Below are 23,459 nucleotides of genomic sequence, written 5' to 3'. Positions count from 1 at the left end.
GACCTCGCGCGGTCGGCTGCTCAGCACGCCGGCCACCGGCGTCACATCCGTACCAGCTCGATCGTGAAGTCTTCGTAGTCCTCGACGACCACGGTCAGCCGCGTCTCGATCGTGCCGCCGTAGGAGTAGTTGAGCGGTGTTTCCGAGGTCACCGCCTGGTCGGTCCAGCTCGACCACCACCCGTCGGTGCGCTGCAGCCCGTCGACGGGGCGGTCGTCCACGAGGAGACGGATGCGGCCCTTGCCCTCGGTGCTGATCCGGGCGCCGAACCCGCCGGCGGGCAGCTCCACCATGGTCGTGCCGTCCTCGTCGAGGTCGGCCGGCCGCAGCGTCTCCAGCGGGTCGCCACGCAGACCGTAGTCGGAGCGGCCGGGATCCTCCCCGGCGCTCCACACGTGCTCCGGGACCGCCGCGGCGGCGAAGTCGAACTCCTCGTAGGGCACCGGCTCGTAGCCGACGAGCAGGCTCGTCGGGTGGCCGGGCGTGGCGGGTGCGGTGGCGCGCAACGGTGCGTCGGCGTCGTCCAGGGGGAAGGGATCGGCCCAGGGAGCCGCGAGCCCGTCGACCACCTGGGACGGGTCGAGCATCGAGTAGACCGGGATGGCCTCCTCGCCACGCTGGATCAGCCCCTCCCCGGCGAAGGGGGCCCAGCGCGACGCGCTCTCGGGAGCCTCCTCGAGCAGCAGTGACCAGGCCAGCGCCGACGGGTCCGCGGGAGGGGACTCGAGCTCCCGGGCGTGCGCGTCCGCCGGGAGCTCCCACGTCCCGACGAGCCGGTGCCCCGAGACCAGGGTCGGCAGGTCGGGTGGCTCCGTCCTGGCCGCGGGCGAGAGGTCGACGTCCACCGGCGAGGTGTCGGTCGCCACGACCTGCACGTGATCACCGTTGCCCTCGGCCATGACCTCGACGACCGCCTCGCGCCGCCCGCCCGGAGCGGGCAGCGCCTCCGGTGGGAGGGGGAACTCCCGCTCCTGCCCCGGCGCGTAGACCGTCCACCGCCCGTCCCGGAGCCCGGGGTCCTGCTCGCGCCAGTCGGCCTCGCCGTCGGCCCAGGCGGCCAGGTCGCCGTCGTCGGTGACCGGCGAGCCGTCCACCGTCACCGACACCCCGCCGGTGCGGCCCGCCCAGACGCGGATCGTCGTGTCGGCCCCGAGCTCCACCGCCTGCACGCGCCGGGTGTAGGGCGCCATCCGGAACGGGACGGCTGCCTCGGTCTCGACGGCCGTGCTGTCCGCGGGCACCGCCGGGGCGTCCGTCCGGTCTCCCTTGGGGAAGGGGGTCTGGAAGACCTCGGGATCCTCGGCGTAGACGCCGAGCGCTGCCTCCCCGTCGGGGGGCAGGTCGCCGGTGACCACCACCGTCGCCAGGCCGCCGGGTGGCAGGGTGACGAGGTGGTCCTCGGTGACGGCTGGCTCCCCGTCCCGCCCGGCGCACGGCAGGGGTATGCGCTCGCCCGCCACCGTGACCATCCCGGCGGGGGTCACGAGGTTGCGGTCCTGCGCCGGGGGCATGTCGCACCAGAGGACCGCGAAGGTCGCGAACAGCGCCTGGTCACCTCCCAGCTCGACGTCGACCTCGTCACCGGCCGCGAGCACGACGGACTCCTGCAGCCGCAGCCCGGCCGCGCCCCGCGGCGGCGTGCCGTCGTCCCGCAGCTCGAAGCCGGCGTCGGTGAGGTCGACGGCGCCGGCCGACACGCTGGTGCTGGGTGCCGCGGCGTCGTCCGGCCCGGTCCGGTCCTCGCGGTCCAGGGAGAGGGCATACCCGCCCAGCACGGCGAGCGGGACGGCCGCCGCGGCGACCCACCACCACCGTCGGTCGCGGTCCGTCGGCTCCGGCGGTGCCTGCGCCACGGCGTCCCCGAGCTCCTGCTGCAGCTGGTCACCGGTCAGCGCGTGTGCGTGCGCCAGCGCCTCCAGCGCCACACCCACACCCGCCTGGTCCGGCACGAGCCGACCGACCCGGTCCGGGGCGATCCGCAGGGTCGTGGCGATGTCGGCGATGCTGGCCCCCTCGACGAGACGCAGCACCGCGGCGGCGCGTGCCCGGGGCGCGAGCCGCGCCACCACGTCCCCGGCGTCGCGGGTCGCGGTCGGGAGCGTCCGCTCACGCCGTCGGGGCGCGGTGCGCACGAAGGTCCGGACCAGCCGCTGCCGCAGGTCCTGCGCCGTCGGTGCCCCCGGCGCGTGGGCCAGAGTCAGGCCGGTGAGGCGGGTGGCGGCGGCCTGGTCGCCGGTGAGCATGACGGCGAGGCGGTGCAGCCCGGCACCGTGGACGCCCACGAGCTCCTCGGCGCCGGTCCGTGCCTCCGTCGGCCTCCCTGCCATGCGGCCAGTCTCGCAAAGTCCTCAGCGATCCGCCGGTGCGAGCAGCCCGGCGCACCGAGATCCGGTCGAGGTGGTGACGAGGACGGAGTCGCGGTCCTGCGTGACCGACAGGGGCGGCGCCGCCGCTCAGGCCTGGGCGTCCCCGAAGGGCGAGATCCGAGGTCCGCGGACGCCCTCGTCGTCGAAGCGCTCCTTGGCCCGCTCGCGGATCACGCGGGGCACCCCCCACTGCTCGCCGGGGCGTGTCTTGGCGAAGACCCGCAGCGTCATCGTGCCGCCGGAGACCGACTCGACCCCGGCCACCGAGGGCTCCTCGAGCAGCTTGTCCGACCAGTCGGGGTCGGCATACACCTGCGCGGAGACCTCCCGCAGCAGGGGTATGACCCGGGCCGGGTCCTCGTCGTAGGCGACCGGGATGTCGATGGTCGCCACCGCCCACCCCTGGCTCTTGTTGCCGATGCGGATGATCTCGCCGTTGCGGATGAACCACACGACACCGCTGGGGTCCCGCAGCCGGGTGACCCGCAGGGTGACCTCCTCGACGGTGCCCACCGCCTCGCCGGTGTCGACGAGGTCGCCGACGCCGTACTGGTCCTCGATGATCATGAAGATGCCGGACAGGAAGTCCTTGACCAGCGACTGGGCGCCGAAGCCGATGGCCACGCCGCCGATGCCCGCGCTGGTGAGCAGCGGTGCCAGCGGCATCCCGAGCTCGGCCATGATCGTCAGCAGCGCCACCGTGGCGATGACGAAGGTCGCGATGCTGCGCAGCAGCGAGCCCATGGTCAGGGCGCGCTGGCGCCGCCGCTCCCGGCGGGCACCGGTCGCGGTGTCGAAGGCGCGCTCCAGCGAGGAGCGCTCGTGGTCGTCGGCCCGCTTCGCCGCGCCGTCGACGACGCCGCGGATGGCGCGGTGCGCGGCCCAGCGGGCCACGACGGCGAGCAGCAGGATGAGGACGACGCGCAACGGGGCGCCGAGCAGCCAGTCCACGGTCGAGTCCCAGGTGTCGAACGGCAGGTCGAGGCCAGACATGCCTGCCATTGTGGACCTGTGCCGCAGTGCTGACAGACTGGCCTCGAACCCGCCCCGCCTGAGAGGTCAGCACCCCTGTGACGCAGCGCACGCCCGCACTCGCCCACCTGGCGGACGCTACGGCATCGCCACCGAGTTCTGGGACTGGCAGGGCCAGCACACCGAGGTCCCCGACGAAACCGTCGTCGCGGTCCTCGCCGCTCTCGGTGTCGACGTCTCCGGTGACTTCGTCGGCCGCGAGCTGAGCCGGGCCCAGGAGCGGGAGTGGCGGCGGACGCTGCCCCCGGTCCTGGTGATCGCCCAGGGCACCGACGCGACCGTGCCCGTGCACGTCCGCCCCGGCGTCGAGCCGGCGGGCGTGGTGCGGACCGAGGACGGCGAGGAGCTGCGGCTCACGGCGATGGCGGGCGAGCCCGAGCAGCGCGACGTCGGCGGGACGCCCGTGCGCCGTGTGCTGCTCCAGGTGCCGTCCGACCTCCCGCTGGGCTGGCACGAGGTGGTCGTGACGGTCGACGGCGAAGGTGCCGGGGGGACCGAGCGGATGCCGTTGGTCATCACGCCGCCGCGGCTGGAGCTGCCGGACGCGCTCGCCGGTGAGGGCGCCCAGGGCTGGGGTCTGATGACGCAGCTGTATGCCATGCGCTCCTCCGCCTCGTGGGGCCTGGGCGACCTCGCCGACCTGGGTGAGGCCGGGGCCTGGGCGGCGGGCATGGGCGCGGACTTCGTGCTGGTCAACCCGCTGCACGCGGCGGAGCCGGTGGGGGAGATGGAGCCCTCGCCCTACCTGCCCACCAGCCGCCGCTTCGTCAACCCCATCTACATCCGGGTGGAGGACGTGCCGGAGGTGGCCTACCTGTCGGCGGCGCAGCGCCAGCTCATCGAGTGGCACGCCGACGACGCGCAGCGCTACCTCGAGCTCGACACGCTGGAGCGGGACCCGGTGTGGGCGGCGAAGGAGGCCGCGCTGCGGCTCATCCACCGGCAGCCGCGGTCGCTGCGGCGGGCGCGCGCGTTCCACGCCTTCGTCGAGCGCGAGGGGCAGGGGCTGGTCGACTTCGCGACCTGGTGCGCGATCAGCCAGGAGCACGGCACCTCGTGGCGGCAGTGGCCCGAGGAGCTCCAGGACGCCCGCGCGGAGGCGGTCGAGGCATACCGTCAGGCGCACGAGCCCGAGGTGGAGTTCCACTGCTGGTTGCAGTGGGTGCTCGACGAGCAGCTCGGCCGGGTGCAGCGCGACCTGCTCGACACCGGGATGTCGCTCGGCGTGATCTCCGACCTCGCCGTCGGGGTGCACCCGGACGGCGCCGACGCCTGGGGGCTCGGCGACGCGCTCGCGCGCGGCGTGACCGTCGGGGCTCCCGCGGACCAGTACAACCAGCTCGGGCAGGACTGGAGCCAGCCGCCGTGGCGCCCGGACAAGCTCGCCGAGCTGGGGTATGCCCCCTACCGCGAGATGGTGCGCGCCGCGCTGCGCGACAGCGGCGGGCTGCGGGTGGACCACGTCATCGGCCTCTTCCGGCTGTGGTGGATCCCGGACGGGGCCGAGCCCTTCCAGGGCACCTACGTGCGCTACGACCACGAGGCGATGATCGGGATCCTGCTGCTCGAGGCGCACCGGGCCGGTGCCGTCGTCATCGGCGAGGACCTCGGCACCGTGGAGCCATGGGTGCGCGACTACCTGCGCGAGCGGGGCGTCCTGGGCACCTCGATCCTGTGGTTCGAGCGGGACTGGGACGGCGACGGCCGGCTGCTGGACCCCGAGGCCTACCGCGAGCTGTGCCTGGCGACGGTCACGACGCACGACCTCCCGCCGACCGCCGGCTACCTGCAGGGCGTGCACGTCGACCTGCGCTCCCGGCTGGGCCTGCTGGACCGGCCCCTGGAGGAGGAGCAGGCGGAGGAGGCACGCTCCCGCGACGAGGTGCTGGCCGACCTGCGCCGCCGCGGCCTGCTGAGCGAGGGCGCGGACCTCGACGAGCAGGTGCGGGCGCTGCACGCCTTCCTCACCCGCACGCCGGCCAAGCTACTCGGCGTCAGCGTCAGCGACCTCGCCGGCGACACCCGGGTCATCAACCAGCCCGGCACCGACGAGGAGTACCCCAACTGGCGGGTGCCACTGGCCGGCCCCGAGGGTCGCCCCGTGCTCCTCGACGAGCTCGTCACGTGGCGGACCGCCCGGCGGCTCGCGCGGGCGGTGAACGACCCCGCTGCACCTGCGCGCCTCGGCGACGTGAGTTTTTGAGCCTTGACGCCAGATCGACGCGGTGCCTACATCGTCCTGGGCGGCTTCTGCGTTCAGCTGCTGCTTGCCGCGATAAGCATCGTCACCGACGGTGGGAGCCGATACTGGGCCTGGGCCGTGGTGAGTCTGGCGGGCGCCTCCTGGCGGGGATCTATCTGATCAAGATCAAGAAGACGGGGTCGGAACGCTCCTGAGAATCGAATCATCCGCGCAGGTGCACGGTCAGGGCTGGCCCGCTCCTCGGTCCGACGCACGGGCTGATCGAGGCGGATTGACAAGGGTGCTGCTGGTCTGGGACGAGCACGCCTGGGAGGACTACCTCTGGTGACAGTCGCAGGACCGCAGGGTCCTCAAACGCATCAACCTGCTCCTGAAGGACATCCAGCGCAACGGCCATGCGGGGATCGGCAAGCCGGAAGCACTGAGGCACGACGTCGCCGGCTACTGGTCGCGGCGCATCACCCACGAGCACCGACTCGTCTACAAGATCGCCGCGCACGAGATCCGCATCGCCGCCTGCCGCTACCACTACGGATAGGGTCAGCTGGCTGACCGGCGAAAGCGCACGGTCTGGCCCGGCCTGGCCTGCGCGGCCAGCGGCACGTCCCGGGGGTCGACCACACCGATGACGGGGTAGCCGCCGGTGACCGGGTGGTCGGCCAGGAAGATGGTCGGCTGCCCCGAGGGTGGGACCTGCAGGCTGCCGAGGACCATGCCCTCGCTCGGCAGCTCCTGCGTGTCGGAACGTTCGAGTGCCGGGCCTTCCAGCCGGGCGCGACCCGGTCGGAGTCGGAGCTGAGCCGGTATGCCTGCGCGAACAGGGTGCGCACGGCCTCGTCGGTGAACCAATCGTCACGAGGGCCCAGCCGCACCCGCAGGACGACCTCGTCGGCGGTCGGCGGGTCGACCGGCGCGGCATCCACGACCGGGTCGGCCTGCGGCGCCGGCCCGACCGGCAGGACCGTCCCCTCGGTCACCGGCTCCGGCCCCAGGCCCGCCAGCGTGTCCCGCGAGCGAGAGCCCAGGACCGGTGGCACGTCGAGACCGCCGCGCACGGCGAGGTAGCTGCGCAGGCCGACCGGGGGCATACCGAGGGAGAGCTCGGCGCCGTCCGGGAGCCAGTGGACCGCATTCGCCGCGGCGTCGCGACCGTCCACCGCCAAGGGGCAGGGGGCGCCGGTGAGCGCGACGTGCACACCACCGACGGCGCGCACGGTCAGCCCGCCCAGGGTGACCTCGACCGCGGCCGCCCCCTCGTGGTTGCCGAGGAGCCGGTTCGCCAGCCGGAGCGAGGGCGTGTCGGCAGCGCCGGACCGCCCGACGCCGAGGCTCGCCAGCCCGGGGCGACCGAGGTCCTGCACGGTGGTCCCGGGCCCGGCGGCCAGCACCTCCAGCGCGGAACCCCCCGACCCGGTCACGCCTCGACCTCCACGAAGCGGACCCGCGTGCCCGGCACGAGCAGCGCCGGCGGGTCGCGCTCGACGTCCCACAGCGTCGCGTCGGTGCGGCCGATGAGCTGCCAGCCGCCGGGGGACTCGCGCGGGTAGATCCCGCCGAATTCCCCGGCCAGCCCGACCGCGCCCGCCGGCACCCGGGTGCGCGGCGTGCTCCGCCGCGGCACGTGGAGCCGGTCGTCCTGGGCTACCAGGTAGCCGAAGCCGGGGGAGAAGCCGCAGAAGGCGACCCGCCACTCCTGCCCGGTATGCGCCCGCACCACCTCGCGCGGGCCCATCCCGGTGTGCTCGGCGACCTCGGCCAGGTCGGCGCCGTCGTAGACTACCGCGATCTCGACGCTGTCGGCCTCCGGCGCCGCACCGGGCTGCAGTGTCGTGGACCGCACCACCTCGGCCACCGCCCCCGGGTCGGTGAGCGCGGGGTCGAGCTGCAGCAGCAGGGTCCGTGCGGCCGGCACGAGGTCGACGACACCGGGCGGCGAAACCTCCTGCAGCGCGGCGTGCAGCGCCAGCACCTGCTCCAGGTCGTCCAGCTCGACCAGGAGCCCGGCCTCGCCGCAGGGCAGGCAGCGCATACCGTCCCCTAGTCCTCGACCTCGACGAACGGGCGCAGCCGCACGCCCGCGCCTTCCAGCGCGGAGCGCACCGCCTGGGCGATCGCGACCGCGCCGGGGCTGTCGCCGTGGACGCACAGAGAGGCCGCGCGCACCGCGACCTGCGTCCCGTCCACCGCCTCGACGACGCCCTCGGTCGCCAGCCGGACGCAGCGGGCGGCGATCTCGTCGGGGTCGTGCAGGACGGCACCGGGCTCGCTGCGCGGGACCAGCGTGGCCTCCGGGGTGTAGGCCCGGTCGGCGAAGGCCTCCTCGACGATCCGCAGCCTGGCCTCCTCGGCGCGTCGCAGCCACGCCGAGCCCGGCAGCCCCAGGACGGCGAGTCCGGGGTCGTAGGAGCGCACCGCCTCCACGACCGCGCCCGCCTGCTCCTCGTGGTGCACGATCGCGTTGTAGAGCGCGCCGTGCGGCTTGACGTAGGCCACTCGGGTGCCCTCGACGCGGGCCAGGGCCTCCAGCGCCCCGATCTGGTAGAGCACGTCGTCGACCAGCTCGGCCGGTGGGACGTCGAGGAACCGGCGGCCGAAGCCGGCCAGGTCGCGGTAGCCCACCTGGGCGCCGACCACGACGCCACGGGCCGCTGCGCCGGCGCAGGCCCGGCGCAGCACCCCCGGGTCACCGGCGTGGAAGCCGCAGGCGACGTTGGCGCTGGTGACGACCTCGAGCATCGCCTCGTCGTCGCCGAGGCTCCAGCGACCGAAACTCTCGCCGAGGTCCGCGTTGAGGTCGATGTGCGTCATGTCTGCCTCACTCCCACAGCTGGGCGATCCCGCCGAGCGACTGCCACGCGAGATAGAGCGTCAGAAGCCACACTGCCAGACCGCACAGGCCCAGCCATAGCGGGTAGCGGTAGCCCTGCAGCAGGTCCTGGCGGCGCAGGGCCACCCACACGATGACGCCGAGTCCGACCGGCAGGATCAGCCCGTTGAGCGCTCCGGCCAGGATGAGCAGCGTGACGGGAGCCTGCCCCAGGGCGACATAGACCACCGTTGACAGCGCGATGAACCCGACGACGACCCAGCCCCGGTGCCGCTGCAGCCAGCCCGAGAAGGTGGCGAGGAAGGACACCGAGGTGTAGGAGGCGCCGATCACGCTGGTGATCCCGGCCGCCCAGAGGATGACCCCGAAGATGATGACCCCGACCTCGCCGAGCGCGGCCTCGAAGGCGGACGCCGGAGGGTTCTCCTCGGACAGGGCGACGCCCCCGGCGACGACGCCGAGCACGGCCAGGAAGAGCAGCCCACGCATGATGCCCGCGACGACGATGCCGGTGACCGACACCCGGCTGATCTCCCGGACATGCTGCGGCCCGGTGATCCCGGAGTCCACCAGCCGGTGGGCGCCGGCATACGTGATGTAGCCGCCGACCGTCCCGCCGATGAGAGTGACGATGACCAGGAAGTCGACCCGGTCCGGACGCACCGTCTGACGCAGCGCCTCGCCCAGCGGGGGATCGGAGGTGATCGCCACCCAGGTGACCATGACGATCATCACCAGCCCGAGCACGACCACGATCCGATCCATGGCCACCCCGGCACGCTTGCTGAGGAAGATGACGATCGCCACCAGCGCTGAGGCGGCGCCGCCGACCCGCGGGTCGAGCCCGAGCATCGCGTTGGCTCCCAGCGCGGTGCCGCCGATGTTGCCGATGTTGAAGACGAGCCCGCCGAAGACGACCAGCGCCGCGAGCAGGTATCCGGCACCCGGGACCACCCGGTTGGCCAGGTCCTGCGCCCGCAGCCCGCTCACCCCGATGACCCGCCACACGTTGAGCTGCACGGCGATGTCGACGATCACCGAGACGAGGATCGCGAACGCGAAGGCGGCACCCAGCTCGGCGGTGAAGACCGTGGTCTGGGTGATGAACCCGGGCCCGATGGCGCTGGTCGCCATGAGGAAGACGGCGCCGAGCAGGGCACCGCGTCCCGCCCGGGCGGAGACCGGGGTGCGCGGCGACCCGGTGGACGCTGGTGGTTGCTCCATCTGCTGATCCTCCCCGTGGGAGCGGTCGGTCGCGCCCTCAGCCGGCGTCGGCCGCCTGGGCGGCGACTGCCCGGGCGACGGCGTCGCGGTTCTCGGCGATGGTACGCCGAAGGCTGTTGGAGGCGTCGGTGTGCGCCGCCAGCCAGTCCTCGCTCGCCTGCAGCAGGGCCGGGCTCGCCAGGGCCAGCGGGTAGAAACCGACCGCGAGCGACTCGGCGATGTGGTGCGTGCGCTCGGACCACACCCGGTCGATCACCGCGTGGTAGCGCTCGGCATACGGCTCCAGCAGGGCCACGTCGTGCACCCGGCCGAAGCCGAGCGCCATGGCCGCGAGCACCGAGTTCGACAGACCGGCGGTCTCGACCGCGTCCGTCCACGCGCGATCCTTGGCCTCAGCGGTCGGCAGCGCCGCGCGGGCGCGGGCCGCCTTCTCGTGCCCGGTGGCGGTGTTGTCGCGCTCACGCTCGGCGGCGATCTCCTCCTCGCCCGCCGCGCCGGCCGTGGCCAGCGCGGTGAGCAGCGTCCAGCGCAGGTCCTGGTCGATCGTCAGCCCGGCCAGCTCGCGCTCGCCGTCCAGCAGGGCGTGCACGAGGACGACGTCCTGCTCGGCCTGCGCGAAGGAGGCCCACGCCGTCACCAGCTGCAGCTGGGCGTCGCTGCCGCCGTCGGCGCCCAGCGCGGCCTCGCGCAGCCCGGTCGTCAGCGAGGACACCACCGACTCCCGGTGAGCCGGCGCGGTATACGTGAGCGCGGCAGCGCTGACCTGCTGGATCAGCACCCGGAGCAGGGTGGAGTCGGTCTCGCCGGGCAGCGCGGTGAGCACGAGCCGGACGTAGTCGCTGGCCGACATCTCGCCGTCCCGGGTCATGTCCCACGCGGCGCCCAGCACGAGCGCCCGCGCCAGCGAGTCCTCGATCCCCCGGACGTGCTCCAGGGCCGTGGCGAGCGAGCGCTCGTCCAGCCGGATCTTGGCGTAGGCCAGGTCGTCGTCGTTGACCAGCAGCAGGTCCGGCACCGGCTGCCGACGAGCTCGGCGACCTCGGTGCGCTCGCCGTCCACGTCCAGCTCGACGCGACGGGTCCGGCGCAGCACGCCGTCCACCAGGTCGTAGCAGCCGACCGCGAGGCGGTGCGGCCGCAGGGTCGGGTGCTCCTCCGGCGTGGTCTGCACGAGCGTCAGTGCCGAGATCGTGCCGTCCTGCGCGACCTCGACCTCGGGGCTCAGCGTGTTGACTCCGGCCGTCTCGAGCCAGACCTGGCTCCAGGAGCTCAGGTCGCGCCCGCTGGTCGCCTCCAGCTCCGTGAGCAGGTCGCGCAGCGTGGTGTTGCCCCACGCGTGCTTGGCGAAATAGGCACGGAGCCCGTCCCGGAAGGGCTCGCGCCCGACGTAGGCGACGAGCTGCTTGAGCACCGAGGCGCCCTTGGCATACGTGATGCCGTCGAAGTTCACCTCCACCGCGGCGAGGTCGACCATGTCCGCCGCGACCGGGTGGGTCGAGGAGAGCTGGTCCTGCTTGTAGGCCCAGGCCTTCTCCGCGGTGCCGAAGGTCGTCCAGGCGTCCTTCCACCCGGTCGCCTCGGCCTGGGCGGTCGTCGAGGCCCACTCGGCGAAAGACTCGTTGAGCCACAGGTCGTCCCACCAGGTCATCGTCACCAGGTCGCCGAACCACATGTGCGCCAGCTCGTGCAGGATCGTCAGCGCGCGCCGCTCCACGATCGCCTCGGTCACCTTGGACCGGAAGACGTAGTTCTCCACGATGGTGACGCAGCCCGCGTTCTCCATCGCGCCCATGTTGTACTCCGGCGTGAAGATCTGGTCGTACTTGCTGAACGGGTAGGCGCAGTCGAACTCCTCCTCGAAGAAGGCGAAGCCCTTCTTGGTGACGTCGAGGATGTTGTCCGCGTCCAGGTGCGGGGTGAGGCTCTTGCGGCAGAAGACCCCGAGCGGGATCTCGCCGGCCCGGGTGCTCACGCTGTCGCGGACCACGTCGTAGGGCCCGGCCACCAGGGCGGTGATGTAGGAGGAGATGCGCGGCGTCGCGGGGAAGGTCCAGGTCGCGGCCCCGCGGTCGTCGCTCTGCCCGTCCGCGCTGTCGGCGACCGCCGTGGGCTCCGGGGTCGGCTCGTTGGAGATGACCTGCCAGTGGGCCGGCGCGGTGACCGTGAAGGCGAAGGTGGCCTTGAGGTCGGGCTGCTCGAAGACGGCATACATCCGGCGGCTGTCGGGGACCTCGAACTGGGTGTAGAGGTAGACCTCGCCGTCCGCCGGGTCGACGAAGCGGTGCAGCCCCTCGCCGGTGTTCATGTAGGTCCCGGTCGCCTCGACGACGAGCTCGTTGCTCTCCTTGAGCTCGGGCAGCGCGATCCGGGAGTCCACCCAGGCGGTGGCCGGGTCGAGCTCGGTGCCGTTGAGCACGACCCGCTCCACCGAGGCGCCGACGAAGTCGATCCACGTCGACTCGCCCGGGCTGGTGCAGGTGAACCTGACGGTGCTGCTCGTCGCGAAGGTCTCCGCGCCCCGGGTGAGGTCCAGGGCCACGTCGTAGGACTCGCAGCGGATGAGCGCGGACCGGGCGGCCGCCTCGTCACGGGTCAGGTTGGTGCCGGGCATGCAGAGGTCTCCTCGTCGAGCGTCGGGTCCGCAGGTGCGGGCAGGGTATGCCGTGACACGATGGTCGCATGACGTATCACGAGTCCTCCGCCCAGTCCGCCACAGGTCGGACCACCCACGCCGAGATGTTCTTCGACCCGGCCTGCCCGTGGGCCTGGATGACCTCCCGGTGGCTCATGGAGGCGGCGCAGGTCCGCGACCTGGAGATCACCTGGTCCGTGATGAGCCTGTCGGTGCTCAACGAGGGGCGCGACCTCGACGAGGGCTACCGCGAGATGCTCGACCGCGCCTGGGGCCCGGTCCGCACGATCATCGCGGCCACCGCCGACCTGCCCGCGGCCGAGGCCAACGAGATGCGCAAGAAGATGTACGACGCCTACGGCCAGCGGATCCACCTCGACGGACGCGGCAGCGAGGACCTCGACGCCATCACCACCGAGGTGGTCGAGGAGCTCGGGCTGGACGCCTCGCTGGCCCAGGCCGGCGGCTCGGAGGAGCACGACGAGGCGCTGCGCGCCAGCCACCAGCGGGCCATCGACCTCGTCGGCGACGACGTCGGCACGCCGGTCGTCTCGGTCGAGGACGTCGCCTTCTTCGGGCCCGTCGTCACACCCGCCCCCAAGGGCGAGGCCGCCGGCAAGCTCTGGGACGGCTGCCTGCTCGTCGCCGCGACCCCGGGTTTCTACGAGATCAAGCGGACCCGCTCGGTGGGTCCGGACTTCAGCTGAGGGAGAGCGCCGTGCGGGTTCACATCGGCGGCGACCACGCCGCCTACGAGATGCAGCGCGACCTGGTGACCTGGCTCGGTGAGCAGGGTCACGAGGTCGTCGACCACGGGCCGGTCGACCACGACCCGCAGGACGACTACCCGGTCTTCGTGCTGCGCGCCGCCGAGGCGGTCGCCGCGGACCCGGGGTCGCTCGGGATCGTGCTGGGCGGGTCGGGCAACGGTGAGCAGATGGCCGCCAACAAGGTGGCCGGCATCCGCGCGGCGCTCGCCTACGACCCCGAGCTGGCACGCCTCACCCGCGAGCACAACGATGCGCAGGTCGTCTCCCTCGGCGCGCGGATGCATACCCTCGAGGAAGGGCGCGCGATCGTCGAGGCCTTCCTGGCGACCCCCTTCTCGGGCGACGACCGGCACCAGCGCCGGATCGACATGATGCGCGCCTACGAGAGCGACGGGACGCTCCCGCCGCTGCCCTGACGCCGCACGACGAAGCCCCCGCCCGGATCGACCGGGCGGGGGCTTCGCAGGCTCAGCTCACGCTCAGGCGTTGTTGTCGCCCTCGCCGTTGCCCTCGCCCTCGACGCCACCGAACTGGTCGGCGCGGTCGTTGGCGAAGTCCTGGGCCTTGTCGACCTGCTCGGAGTGCTTGCCGCCGGTCTTGTCGTCGACGAAGTCGCCAGCCTGCTCGACGCCCTGGTCGACCTTCTCGTCGTGCTGACCGGCCATGTCCTTGGCCTTGTCCATGAAGCCCATGACGAGACTCCTTCCCATCGGGTCCGGCGCCCCGGTCGGGGCGCCTTTCTTGCGGGACCACGCAACCACATCCCCCCGGGGCTGTCGACCCGGGCGCGATGCCCGGGCGCGTCGCGGTCGAGGACCGGTCGCGCCCGGGCGGGTGTCGGCGGGCTCGGACACAATGGGCGCGTGAGCCGCAGATGGGTGCTGCACGTCGACATGGACCAGTTCCTGGCCGCCGTGGAGATCTTGCGCCGTCCCGAGCTGGCGGGGTGCCCCGTGGTCGTCGGCGGACGCGGCGACCCGACCGAGCGCGCGGTGGTCTCGACTGCGTCCTACGAGGCGCGCGAGCACGGCGTCCGCTCCGGTATGCCGCTGCGCGTCGCCGCGCGCCGGTGCCCCGACGCGGTCTTCCTGCCGGTGGACTTCCCGGTCTACGAGGACGCCTCCGAGCAGGTCATGGACACGCTGCGGGCGTGGCCGGGCGCGGTGGTGCAGGTGCTCGGGTGGGACGAGGCCTTCGTCGGGGTCGAGACCGACGACGTCGAGGCCGTGGCCGCCGGGGTGCAGGCGGCGGTGCTGGAGCGCACCGGGCTGCACTGCTCGATCGGCATCGGTGACAGCCTCGTGCGGGCCAAGACCGCGACCGACTTCGGCAAGCCGCGCGGCACCTACGTCCTCACCCGTGAGACCTGGCTCGAGGTGATGGGACCACGCCCGACGACGGCGCTGTGGGGCGTCGGCAAGCGCATCGCCGCGCGCCTGGAGCAGGTCGGTCTGACCACGGTGGCGGAGCTGGCCGGGGCCGACGACGCGGTGCTGGCCGCGGAGTTCGGCCCGACCAACGGGCCGCGGCTCTCCGAGCTGGGCCGGGGCGGGGGAGCGGACTGGCCGGACGACTCGCCCTGGGTGCCGCGGGCGCGGGGCCGCGAGACGACCTACCAGCAGGACCTCGTGACCCCCGAGGAGGTGCGCGAGGCCCTGTGCGAGCTCGCGGCGCGGGTCGTCGAGGACGTCGCCTCGGAGGGCCGGCCGGTGCAGCGGGTCTTCCTCAAGGTGCGCTTCGTGCCCTTCTTCACCTACCACCGGGGTCGCAAGCTGCCGGAACCGACCACCGACCCCGAGGTGCTCGCGGCCACCGCCTTCGAGCTCTACCTGCGCCTCGCGGACGAGCGACCGGTGCGGCTGCTGGGGGTGCGCGGCGAGATGGTGCCCCCGCCGGGCGGGTACTGAGCAGCTGTGGTCCGATGGTGCCCATGAAGATCGGCATCATCATCGGGTCCATCCGCGAGGGCCGCAAGGGCGAGAGCGTGGCCCGCTGGGTCCACGACCAGGCCCAGCAGCGCGACGGCGGCACCGACTACGAGCTCATCGACCTCAAGACCTTCGGGGTGCCGCTGCTGGAGTGGGAGAAGGTGCCCGGCGGCGCCAAGAAGCAGTACCCGCACGAGTCCGTGCACGCCTGGAGCGCTGCCATCGACGCCTGTGACGGCTTCGTGCTCGTGACGCCGGAGTACAACCACTCGGTCCCGGGCGGCCTCAAGAACGCCACCGACTGGCTCTACCCGGAGTGGCAGGGCAAGGCGGCCGGGTTGGTCGGCTACGGGTCCGAGGGCGGTGTCCGGGCCATCGAGCACTGGCGGCTGATCCTGGCGAACTACAGCATGGTCGTGGTCCGGCAGCAGGTGTCGTTGTCGACCTTCGACGAGTTCGACGGGGGCGAGGTGGCGCCCAACGAGCGCCGGCCCGAGGAGCTCGGGACCCTGCTGGACCAGGTCGAGGAGGCCGCGGCACGCCAGCGGTCCTGACTCCCCGCGGGTCCGGTCCCACGGACCGGGCGGTCCTGCATGGCGTCAGAAGATGCGTGTCGCCGCGTCGGCTGCGAGCAGGAAACCGATGATGCCGATGACCCACCACACGGCGCCACCTGCACGGGCTGCCAGCCAGGCGGAGAGGCGGCGCAGCGTCGGCTCGGCCCTCTGGTGGAGGCTGAGTCGGACGAGGAGCAGGAGCAGCGCGGGCAGCGCCATGACCATCACGTAGCCGGCAAGGACGCCGAGGCGGCCACCGGGCCCGAGGTCGCTGGTGCTGATGAGGGCGACGGCTCCGAGGTAGGGGACCATGCTGGCGGCCTCGATCAGCCCGGCGACGAGCGCGACCCCGATCACCGTCGACACCTTGCCCTCGGAGGTGGCGATGGCGTCCGCCCAGGTCTGAGCCCGTGGCGGTGCACCCTCGGCCTTGCGCCGAGCAGCGGCCCGCTTGGCCCACGCAGTATCTGGCCAGAAGCTGACGAGCAGGAGACCGATCCCCGTCGCCAGCTGCAGGTGGTCCGCACCTGGGGTGCCCGAGAGGTCGGCTGCCAGGTCGCCGAGCAGGTCGGCGCCGGTCAGCAGGGCCACGCCGAATGCGAGGTAGAACAGGCTGATCGTGGTCAGGTAGATGAGGACCCGGCTCGCACTCACCCTGGGGTGCACGAGCATCAGGAGGGGGAGCACCAACGTGCCCACGCTCGTGCTGTCGACCAGCGCCAGTCCGACAAGTGCCAGGAGCGCGCCCGGTGCCATGATTTCCCCTTCCTGATACAGCTGTATCGGATCACCCCAGCATCTCTTCCCAATACACCTGTGTCAAGATGGCTCATGCCCAAGGTCGTGGATCACGAGCAGCGGCGGCGGCAGATCGCCGACGCGATGTGGCGGGTCATCGCCCGCGAGGGCATGGCGGCTGCCAGTGCGCGCTCGGTCGCGGCCGAGGGCGCCTGGTCGCTCGGAGCCGTGCGGTACTACTTCACCAGCCAGGACGAGCTGTTGCGATTCGCCATCGACCAGATGATCGAGGGGGTGACGGCGCGGGTGCGCCACCAGTGGCGGACCGGGTCGCCGGGGGAGGAGCGGTGCCGGCGGGTCTTGGAGGAGCTGCTCCCGTTCGACGAACGTCGCACGGGCGAGGTGCGGGTCTGGCTGGCGGCCCTGGTGCAGTCACAGGTCGACCCCTCTCTCACCGATCTCTGTCAGGCGGGGTGGCGGGGCACCCGACTGGTCTGCCGAGGGGTCGTGGCCGAAGTCCGAGGCGAGGACAGGCTCTTCGCCCAGGTGGTGGCGGACCCCGACCCTCCCCTACCCCCGAAGCTCGAGAAGGCCGCCGAGCTCCTGCATACCGTGGTCGACGGGCTGACCCTGCAGGCATCGACCATACCGGACGCCGTGGACGAGCGAGAGGTCCGACGCCAGCTGAGTCGCTACGTCTCGGCCGTGCGCACCGGTGAGTGGAGCGGGTGACGGGAATCGAACCCGCGTAGCCAGTTTGGAAGACTGGGGCTCTACCATTGAGCTACACCCGCGCGACCCCGCGTGAGGCGTGTCCCGCCGGGCCGAGGAGATAGTCTAGACCCTTGCCCGCGGCGTCCGTGACGCCGTCCGACGACGGGGTATGGCGCAGCTTGGTAGCGCGTCCGCTTTGGGAGCGGAAGGCCGCCGGTTCGAATCCGGCTACCCCGACCACCTAGCATGGTGCTGATCCGCGTGCTCGCCGCGGGCTGTTCGCACGCCCGGCGAGAGACGACATACCCCCGACATGACAACGGAGCAACCTGCAGTGAAGAGCGCTGTCGAGACCCTGACCCCGACCCGGGTCAAGCTGACCGTCGAGGTCCCCGCCGCCGACCTCCAGCCCAAGCTGGATGCCGCCTACAAGAGCATCGGCGCCAACGTGCAGATCCCAGGCTTCCGCAAGGGCAAGGTGCCGAACCGGATCATCGACCAGCGCTTCGGCCGCGGCGCCGTGGTGCAGGAGGCTGTCAACGACGCCCTGCCGGAGTACTACACCCAGGCGATGACCGAGAACGACCTCACTCCGCTCTCGCAGCCCGAGGTCAACCTCACCACGCTGCCGATGGAGGAGGGCCAGGACCTCGCCTTCGAGGCGGAGGTCGACATCGTCCCGCAGTTCGAGCTGCCCGACTTCTCCGGCATCGAGGTCGTCGTCGACCCGGTCCAGGCGTCCGAGGAGGACGTGCAGACCCGGATCGACAACCTGCGCGAGCGTTTTGGCACCCTCAAGCCGATCAAGCGCAAGGCCAAGACCGGCGACCACCTGACGATCGACCTGTCCGCAAAGATCGGCGAGGAGGAGATCGACTCGGTGACCGGCGTCTCCTACGAGATCGGCTCCGGCACGATGCTGGACGGGCTGGACACCGCGCTGCGCGGAACCAAGGCCGGCGACACCGTCGAGTTCAGCTCGCCGCTGGCCGGTGGTGACCGCAAGGGCGAGAACGCCGACGTCACCGTCACCGTGCAGGCCGCCAAGGAGCGCGAGCTGCCCGAGCTGGACGACGAGTTCGCCCAGCTGGCCAGCCAGTTCGACACGATGGACGAGCTGCGCGAGGACCTCGCCAAGCAGGCCGAGCAGGGCGCCCGCTTCGAGCAGGGCGTCGGCGCCCGCGACAAGGTGCTGGAGGCCATGCTCGGCATGGTCGAGATCCCGGTGCCCGAGAGCCTCGTCGAGGCCGAGGTGCACCGTCACCTCGAGGGCGAGGAGCGGCTCGAGGACGACGAGCACCGCGCCGAGGTCACCGAGTCCACGATCAAGGCGATGCAGACGCAGTTCCTGCTCGACGCGCTGGTCAAGCGGGACGAGGTCGAGGTCGACCAGGGCGAGCTCATCGAGTACATCATGATGACCGCGCAGCAGTACGGCATGAACGCCCAGCAGTTCGCGCAGCAGATCGACCAGCAGAACCAGGTGCCCGCGATGGTCGCCGAGGTCGGTCGCCGCAAGGCGCTCGCGAACGTCCTGGAGCAGGCGAAGGTCACCGACACCGACGGGAACGTCGTCGACCTCGACGCGATCGAGGGTGACGACGAGGACGACGAGGCGGCCGAGGAGGTCGGGCCGGGCGACCAGGTCGTGGAGGCCGGCCACGAGGTCGTCGAGGCCGAGGAGACCGAGGACGCCGCCAAGGCCTGACCCACCACGCACGGTGCGCGACTGCACCGGGTATGCCGCCCAGCAGGGCGAGTTCACGGCATACCCGGTGCAGTCGCGTTTTCTGTGGCCCGGGCCGCGCTGCTGGTCGCCCCGGCCGACGCCTTCGCCTCCCACCACACCGCCGCCGAGCTCTGGGGCGGTGTCGTCCCGCACGCGGTGCGCCCGCACGTCAGCGTGCCGACCGGGCGGGCGCGGTCGGCCCGGGAGGACCTCGTCGTGCACGCCTCGTCGCGGCAGCCGGTGGTCTTCCGGGGCCTGCGGGTCACGACGCCGTTGGACACCTTCCTCGACTGCGCACGGGTACTCGATCTCGTCGACCTGGTGGTGCTGGGCGACAGCCTGGTCGGCAGCGGTGACCTGCTGCGTCGGCTCGACGCGGGTGATCGGGCAACCCGGACCACAGTGGAGTACGACGGACGGCACCACATCGAGCGGGAGGGCGGCCGCGGTGGTCGAGAGAGGTCAGCGCTGCAGGGCCTCGGCGCGCTCGGGCGCCCGGACCGAGGGCTGCGGGGCGCGCTGCTCGTGCAGCGACAGCGCGACGACGGTCGCGACGACCAGCGCCATCCCCAGCCACTGGGTCGGCTCCGGGCGGCTGCCGAACGCGATCACCCCGATGAGGGCGGCGGTGAGCGGGAAGGTCAGCTCGGCGAGAGTCGCCCGGGAGGCCGGGGTATGCCGCAGCGCCCGGTAGTAGAGCGTCATCGCCGCGAGCCCGGGCAGCAGCGCGAGCGCCGCGATCGAGGGCGCGGCGGAGAGCGGGACGGCCAACGGGGTGCCGGTGAAGCCGGCGATGATCGCCAGTGTCACCAGGCCGACGGCGAAGCGCAGGGCCGTCAGGTCCACGAAGCGCAGCTCCGCGCTCGCCGCCCGGCCGAGCACCGTCCCACCCGCCCACAGCGCCGCGGCGCCGAGCGCGAGCAGCGCGGCCTGCGCCGAGCTCACCGTGACGGCCAGCGGGTCGGCGAAGGTCATCAGCCACGCGCCGACGACGGCGGGCGCGAGGAAGAGCAGGTAGGACCGGCGCAGCCGCTCCCCGAGCAGGACCGCGGCGAGCGCCAGCGCGATGAAGGGCTGCAGCTTCTGCAGGACCTGCGGGGTGATGGGGTCGCCGAGGCGGAAGGCAGCGGTGAACAACGTCGTGGCCAGCGCCGAGCTGCCGGCACCGATGACGAGCACCGAGACCTGGGTGCGCAGGCTCGCGGCGCGCCAGCGGCGGACCGCGGGGACCAGCCACGGCAGCAGGACCAGGGTCAGCAGGGCGTGCTCCCAGAAGACGATGGCGAGCGAGGGCAGCTCCTGCGCCAGCGGGCCGCGCCAGAGCGCGGACAGGCCCCACAGCGAGGCGGCCAGGGCGACCAGCCAGGTGCGGTCGGCGCGAAGGGTGTCGGTCACGCGGACAGCCTCGCACGGCCGGGACGGTGCCCACCGTGCGGCCGGTCGGCGCAGACCGCGCGGCCGGGCCACACAGACCGTGCGGTCGGTCTGGGGAGGGGGCGAGGCGGCAGTGCGCTCAGGGCGAACACGGCGCCCGCGGGGGAGTTTCGCGACGGGGGCGGACGTAGGGTCGATGACAAGCACAGGTGCCGCACGGCATACCCCGGACGAAGCGAGGGAAAGCAGCGCATGACCGACATCACGATGGCCGAGAGCACCGCGCCGGCGGGTCTCGACGACCAGATCTACAACCGGCTCCTCAAGGAGCGCATCATCTTCCTGGGCTCGGAGGTGCGCGACGACAACGCCAACGCGATCTGCGCCCAGTTGCTGCTCCTGGCCGCCGAGGACCCGGAGAAGGACATCTGGCTCTACATCAACTCCCCGGGCGGCTCGGTGACCGCGGGCATGGCGATCTTCGACACCATGCAGTGGATCCCCAACGACGTCGCCACGGTGGCGATGGGCCTGGCCGCCTCGATGGGGCAGTTCCTCCTCTCCGCCGGCGCCCCCGGCAAGCGGTATGCCACCCCGCACGCCCGCGTCATGATGCACCAGCCCTCGGGCGGCATCGGCGGCACCGCCTCCGACATCAAGATCCAGGCCGAGCAGATGCTGCACATCAAGCAGCAGATGGCCGAGCTGATCGCCGAGCACACCGGGCAGAGCGTGGAGCAGATCACCACCGACTCCGACCGCGACCGCTGGTTCACCGCGGCCGAGGCCAAGGAGTACGGCTTCGTCGACCACGTCTACGAGCGCTCCGGCGACGCGCCGTCGTCCCCCACCTCCTGACCGGCCACCCCAGCGAGAAGAGAGCTGACCCCATGACCTTCCCCCAGCAGAGCCCGTACGCCGGTGGCGCCTGGAGCGGCACCCCGCAGCAGCCCGGCGGTGGCCTGGCCCGTCCGCTGGCTCCGAGCAGCCGCTACATCCTGCCGCAGTTCGAGGAGCGCACCTCCTACGGCACCAAGCGCCAGGATCCCTACACCAAGCTGTTCGAGGACCGGATCATCTTCCTCGGCGTCCAGGTCGACGACGCCTCGGCCGACGACATCATCGCCCAGCTCATCGTGCTGGAGAGCCAGGACCCGGACCGCGACATCCTCATGTACATCAACAGCCCCGGCGGCTCGTTCACCGCGCTGACGGCGATCTACGACACGATGCAGTACATCAAGCCGGACGTGCAGACCTTCGTCATCGGCCAGGCCGCCTCGGCGGCCGCGGTGCTGCTGGCGGCCGGCGCGCCGGGCAAGCGCTTCGCGCTGCCCAACGCGCGGGTGCTCATCCACCAGCCGGCGCTCGCCGGCGGCGACTACGGCCAGGCCTCGGACATCGAGATCCAGGCCAACGAGGTGCTCCGGATGCGGACCTGGCTCGAGGAGACCTGGGCCAAGCACTCCGGCCGCAGCGCCGAGCAGGTCCAGAAGGACATCGAGCGCGACAAGATCCTCACCGCCGCGGAGGCCAAGGAGTACGGCCTCGTCGACGAGGTGCTCGCCTCGCGCAAGGCGTCGCTGGACGACTGAGGCCGCCCGGCGCCGGGCATACCCCGGTCCGCCGGTCGCCGACCCCGGAGCCCGTCACCCCTCGTGGGGGGGCGGGCTCCCGTCGTCCCCGGGCGCGCCGGGTCCGGCACCGCGCCACGAGCAGGTAGGTTCACGCAGCGTGACGAGGGTGCTGGGCTGGGTGCAACGGGGGCTGGGCCTGCTGCTGCTCGTCGTGGCGGTGTGCGCCGTGGTCGCGCCCGTCACCAGCTGGTTCGTCATGCCCGCCGGGCTGGTGTGGGTGGTGACCGCACTCCTGCTCGGGCTCTGGTGGCTGGGTCGCGGCCGGCTCGGACCGGTGGCCGCCGCGGTGCAGCGCCGCCCGCGGCTGGTGGTCGGGCTCGGCGCCGCGGCCGGTGGCCTGATCGTGCTGGGCCACCTTCCCCTCGCCCAGATCGACTTCGGCTGGGACGCCCGCCAGGTGGTCTGGGGCGTCGAGGAGCTCGTGGGCGGGGAGCCGCTCACGCAAGGGCGCGAGAACTACTTCTCCAAGTACCCCAACAACATCCCCGTCCTGGCCCTCTTCACCCCCGGGGCCCTGCTCGGCGACCAGCTCGGTCTCCCGCCCGTGACGTCCATGCTGCTCCTCCAGGGCGTCGGGGTCGGGGTCGTGGTCTGGTGCCTGGGCCCACGATGGTGCTGCTCGACCGACCGGGCTCGGTGCTGCCCGTGCAGGCCCTGGCGACGGTATTGCTGGGCCTCAGTGCGCAGACCGCCATCCCCTATTCCGACGTGCCGGCCGCGACCTTCGTGACGGTGTGCCTCTGGGCCGCGGTACGTGCCGACGTGACCCGGCGTCGGCGGTGGTGGGCCGTCGCCCTCCTCGCCCTCGTCGTCGCGGTCTCGATCAAGGTGTATGCCGTCGCGCTCGCCTGCGGGGCGCTCGCCCTCGTCCCCGAGCTGGTGCGCCGACGGGGCGCGAGGAGTGCCGTGGCCGCCGTCCTGGCCGGCGCGCTGGCCCTGGGGGTGGGTGTCGCGGCCACCACGTCGGCGGCGGCGCGGCTGACGCAGCTGCCGTCGGAGCGCCTGGAGCAGGTCCAGCAGCCCTACCCGGTGGAGCATTTCCTGGCGATGGGCACCTACGACTCGCAGGACCCGTCGCCGACCCGCGTCTACGGTGGCTGGAGCTGGGAGCACGCGTCGACCATGAAGCATCAGCCCGACCAGGAGCTGCGGCAGCAGATCTCCCGCGACAAGATCCGCACCCAGGTCCTGGAGCGGGGCGTGGTCGGCAACCTGACCTTCACCTCCCGCAAGATCGCCTGGGTCTGGGGTGACGGCACCTTCTGGGCCCACGGGGGGGCGTCGACCGGGACGAGCCCGGCCTCCTCGGGAGCCGGTGGAGCGCGCTGCAGTCCTGGTTCGTCGGCTCCGGCGAGCCCTACCGTCAGGTGGTGGCCCCCGCGCTGCACGGCCTCTGGGTGGCGACGCTGCTCGTGACCGGGGTCGGGCTCTGGCGCGTCCGGAGCGGTCCCTGGGTGGCCGCCTGCTCGGTCAGCCTGCTCGCGCTGACGGGCTACCTCGCGCTGTTCGAGGCCCGCCCGCGCTACCTGGTGGCCCTGCTCCCGGTCCTGCTCGTGCTGACCGGTCTCACGGCGGGAGCTCCCCCGGAGCGGGGTTCCGCTGACAGCGGATCGCGGGCCCAACACGCGGATCGCGCCGGGAAAACCGTGCCGAAACCCGGCTCGGCAAGGTAGCGTCGTGCAGACAGGGCGACCCCGGGTCGCCCGCACCACGGTGAGGACGCAGCGGT

The 23,459-nt window shown here is 72.5% G+C and carries 20 protein-coding genes, 2 tRNA genes and 3 pseudogenes; 14 read left to right on the top strand and 11 right to left on the bottom strand.

Annotation, left to right across the window (positions count from 1 at the left end):
- Window positions 1-41 precede the first annotated feature (41 nt).
- Together BJF80_RS15570 and BJF80_RS15565 are read right to left on the bottom strand one after the other, a co-directional pair.
- Window positions 42-2,327 carry a hypothetical protein gene (locus BJF80_RS15570; RefSeq protein ID WP_075814964.1) on the bottom strand — a complete coding sequence of 762 codons (2,286 nt, stop codon included), beginning with the start codon at window positions 2,325-2,327 and terminating at the stop codon, window positions 42-44.
- A 126-nt stretch (window positions 2,328-2,453) separates the two neighbouring features.
- Window positions 2,454-3,359, bottom strand: a complete 906-nt coding sequence (locus BJF80_RS15565; RefSeq protein ID WP_075815040.1) for a mechanosensitive ion channel family protein — start codon at window positions 3,357-3,359, stop codon at window positions 2,454-2,456.
- On the opposite strand from BJF80_RS15565, the gene malQ reads away from it, so the two are divergent.
- Window positions 3,358-5,601 carry a 4-alpha-glucanotransferase gene (gene malQ, locus BJF80_RS15560; RefSeq protein ID WP_083673733.1) on the top strand — a complete coding sequence of 748 codons (2,244 nt, stop codon included), beginning with the start codon at window positions 3,358-3,360 and terminating at the stop codon, window positions 5,599-5,601. The genes BJF80_RS15565 and malQ overlap by 2 nt on opposite strands.
- A gap of 280 nt (window positions 5,602-5,881) precedes the next feature.
- A pseudogene (locus BJF80_RS15555) lies at window positions 5,882-6,139 on the top strand (Txe/YoeB family addiction module toxin).
- Window positions 6,140-6,141: 2 nt separating this feature from the next.
- On the opposite strand, the pseudogene BJF80_RS15550 reads toward BJF80_RS15555, so the two are convergent.
- The 5 genes and pseudogenes from BJF80_RS15550 to pepN form a co-directional block, all read right to left on the bottom strand.
- Window positions 6,142-6,962, bottom strand: a pseudogene (locus BJF80_RS15550) (5-oxoprolinase subunit C family protein).
- 53 nt (window positions 6,963-7,015) lie between these two features.
- Entirely contained in the window at window positions 7,016-7,630 is a 615-nt protein-coding gene (gene pxpB / locus BJF80_RS15545; RefSeq protein ID WP_075814962.1) for a 5-oxoprolinase subunit PxpB, read from the bottom strand.
- Window positions 7,631-7,638: 8 nt separating this feature from the next.
- The gene (locus BJF80_RS15540; protein WP_075814960.1) at window positions 7,639-8,409 is read right to left on the bottom strand and encodes a LamB/YcsF family protein; all 771 of its coding nucleotides are present in this window, start codon (window positions 8,407-8,409) and stop codon (window positions 7,639-7,641) included.
- Between the two features lie 7 nt (window positions 8,410-8,416).
- The gene (locus BJF80_RS15535; RefSeq protein WP_022924269.1) at window positions 8,417-9,652 is read right to left on the bottom strand and encodes an NRAMP family divalent metal transporter; all 1,236 of its coding nucleotides are present in this window, start codon (window positions 9,650-9,652) and stop codon (window positions 8,417-8,419) included.
- Between the two features lie 37 nt (window positions 9,653-9,689).
- A pseudogene (gene pepN / locus BJF80_RS15530) lies at window positions 9,690-12,262 on the bottom strand (aminopeptidase N).
- 68 nt (window positions 12,263-12,330) lie between these two features.
- Here pepN and BJF80_RS15525 point away from each other — a divergent pair.
- Together BJF80_RS15525 and BJF80_RS15520 are read left to right on the top strand one after the other, a co-directional pair.
- Window positions 12,331-12,990: a mycothiol-dependent nitroreductase Rv2466c family protein gene (locus BJF80_RS15525; RefSeq protein WP_187344384.1), complete on the top strand. Its 660-nt coding sequence runs from the start codon at window positions 12,331-12,333 to the stop codon at window positions 12,988-12,990.
- An 11-nt stretch (window positions 12,991-13,001) separates the two neighbouring features.
- Window positions 13,002-13,469, top strand: coding sequence for a ribose-5-phosphate isomerase (locus BJF80_RS15520; RefSeq protein WP_022924266.1), 468 nt, complete (start codon window positions 13,002-13,004; stop codon window positions 13,467-13,469).
- 63 nt (window positions 13,470-13,532) lie between these two features.
- Here BJF80_RS15520 and BJF80_RS15515 read toward each other — a convergent pair whose 3' ends face one another.
- Window positions 13,533-13,745 (bottom strand): antitoxin, encoded by a 213-nt coding sequence (locus tag BJF80_RS15515; protein ID WP_022924265.1) that lies wholly within the window; start codon window positions 13,743-13,745, stop codon window positions 13,533-13,535.
- Window positions 13,746-13,916: 171 nt separating this feature from the next.
- On the opposite strand from BJF80_RS15515, the gene BJF80_RS15510 reads away from it, so the two are divergent.
- Entirely contained in the window at window positions 13,917-14,960 is a 1,044-nt protein-coding gene (locus BJF80_RS15510) for a DNA polymerase IV (RefSeq protein WP_075814958.1), read from the top strand.
- 23 nt (window positions 14,961-14,983) lie between these two features.
- Window positions 14,984-15,535, top strand: a complete 552-nt coding sequence (locus BJF80_RS15505) for an NADPH-dependent FMN reductase (RefSeq protein ID WP_075815036.1) — start codon at window positions 14,984-14,986, stop codon at window positions 15,533-15,535.
- A 45-nt stretch (window positions 15,536-15,580) separates the two neighbouring features.
- Here the strand turns inward: BJF80_RS15505 and BJF80_RS15500 are convergent, their stop codons facing one another.
- Window positions 15,581-16,294 carry a GAP family protein gene (locus tag BJF80_RS15500; RefSeq protein ID WP_075814956.1) on the bottom strand — a complete coding sequence of 238 codons (714 nt, stop codon included), beginning with the start codon at window positions 16,292-16,294 and terminating at the stop codon, window positions 15,581-15,583.
- Window positions 16,295-16,369: 75 nt separating this feature from the next.
- Between BJF80_RS15500 and BJF80_RS15495 the strand changes: the two genes are divergently transcribed.
- On the top strand, window positions 16,370-17,008 hold the full coding sequence (locus tag BJF80_RS15495) for a TetR/AcrR family transcriptional regulator (RefSeq protein WP_075814954.1): 639 nt from the start codon (window positions 16,370-16,372) through the stop codon (window positions 17,006-17,008).
- On the opposite strand, the gene BJF80_RS15490 is transcribed toward BJF80_RS15495, so the two are convergent.
- Window positions 16,997-17,070 (bottom strand) — tRNA-Gly (locus BJF80_RS15490). The genes BJF80_RS15495 and BJF80_RS15490 overlap by 12 nt on opposite strands.
- Before the next feature lie 83 nt (window positions 17,071-17,153).
- Between BJF80_RS15490 and BJF80_RS15485 the strand changes: the two genes are divergently transcribed.
- Both BJF80_RS15485 and tig read left to right on the top strand, forming a co-directional pair.
- Window positions 17,154-17,230, top strand: a tRNA-Pro gene (locus tag BJF80_RS15485).
- Between the two features lie 94 nt (window positions 17,231-17,324).
- Entirely contained in the window at window positions 17,325-18,698 is a 1,374-nt protein-coding gene (tig, locus tag BJF80_RS15480; protein WP_022924261.1) for a trigger factor, read from the top strand.
- A 483-nt stretch (window positions 18,699-19,181) separates the two neighbouring features.
- On the opposite strand, the gene BJF80_RS15475 is transcribed toward tig, so the two are convergent.
- Window positions 19,182-20,114, bottom strand: a complete 933-nt coding sequence (locus tag BJF80_RS15475) for a DMT family transporter (protein ID WP_075814952.1) — start codon at window positions 20,112-20,114, stop codon at window positions 19,182-19,184.
- Between the two features lie 231 nt (window positions 20,115-20,345).
- Between BJF80_RS15475 and BJF80_RS15470 the strand changes: the two genes are divergently transcribed.
- The 5 genes from BJF80_RS15470 to BJF80_RS15450 all read left to right on the top strand — a co-directional run bounded on the left by BJF80_RS15470 (window position 20,346) and on the right by BJF80_RS15450 (window position 23,403).
- Window positions 20,346-20,951, top strand: coding sequence for an ATP-dependent Clp protease proteolytic subunit (locus tag BJF80_RS15470; protein WP_075814950.1), 606 nt, complete (start codon window positions 20,346-20,348; stop codon window positions 20,949-20,951).
- Between the two features lie 32 nt (window positions 20,952-20,983).
- On the top strand, window positions 20,984-21,688 hold the full coding sequence (locus BJF80_RS15465) for an ATP-dependent Clp protease proteolytic subunit (protein ID WP_075814948.1): 705 nt from the start codon (window positions 20,984-20,986) through the stop codon (window positions 21,686-21,688).
- Between the two features lie 139 nt (window positions 21,689-21,827).
- Window positions 21,828-22,460 (top strand): hypothetical protein, encoded by a 633-nt coding sequence (locus tag BJF80_RS15460; RefSeq protein WP_143554150.1) that lies wholly within the window; start codon window positions 21,828-21,830, stop codon window positions 22,458-22,460.
- On the top strand, window positions 22,343-23,146 hold the full coding sequence (locus BJF80_RS15455) for a glycosyltransferase-like membrane protein (protein WP_527251119.1): 804 nt from the start codon (window positions 22,343-22,345) through the stop codon (window positions 23,144-23,146). The genes BJF80_RS15460 and BJF80_RS15455 overlap by 118 nt, the downstream gene beginning before the upstream one ends.
- A complete protein-coding gene (locus BJF80_RS15450) occupies window positions 23,101-23,403 on the top strand; it encodes a hypothetical protein (protein ID WP_143554149.1) in 303 nt (100 codons plus the stop codon). Before BJF80_RS15455 ends, BJF80_RS15450 begins: the two co-directional genes overlap by 46 nt.
- Window positions 23,404-23,459: the final 56 nt, after the last annotated feature.

Origin of the sequence: Serinicoccus sp. CUA-874 (assembly GCF_001942225.1) — a bacterium.
Lineage (GTDB): Bacteria > Actinomycetota > Actinomycetes > Actinomycetales > Dermatophilaceae > Ornithinicoccus > Ornithinicoccus marinus.
The sequence above is the reverse complement of the archived record's forward strand: the minus strand, read 5'-3'. Positions and strand labels throughout refer to the sequence as shown.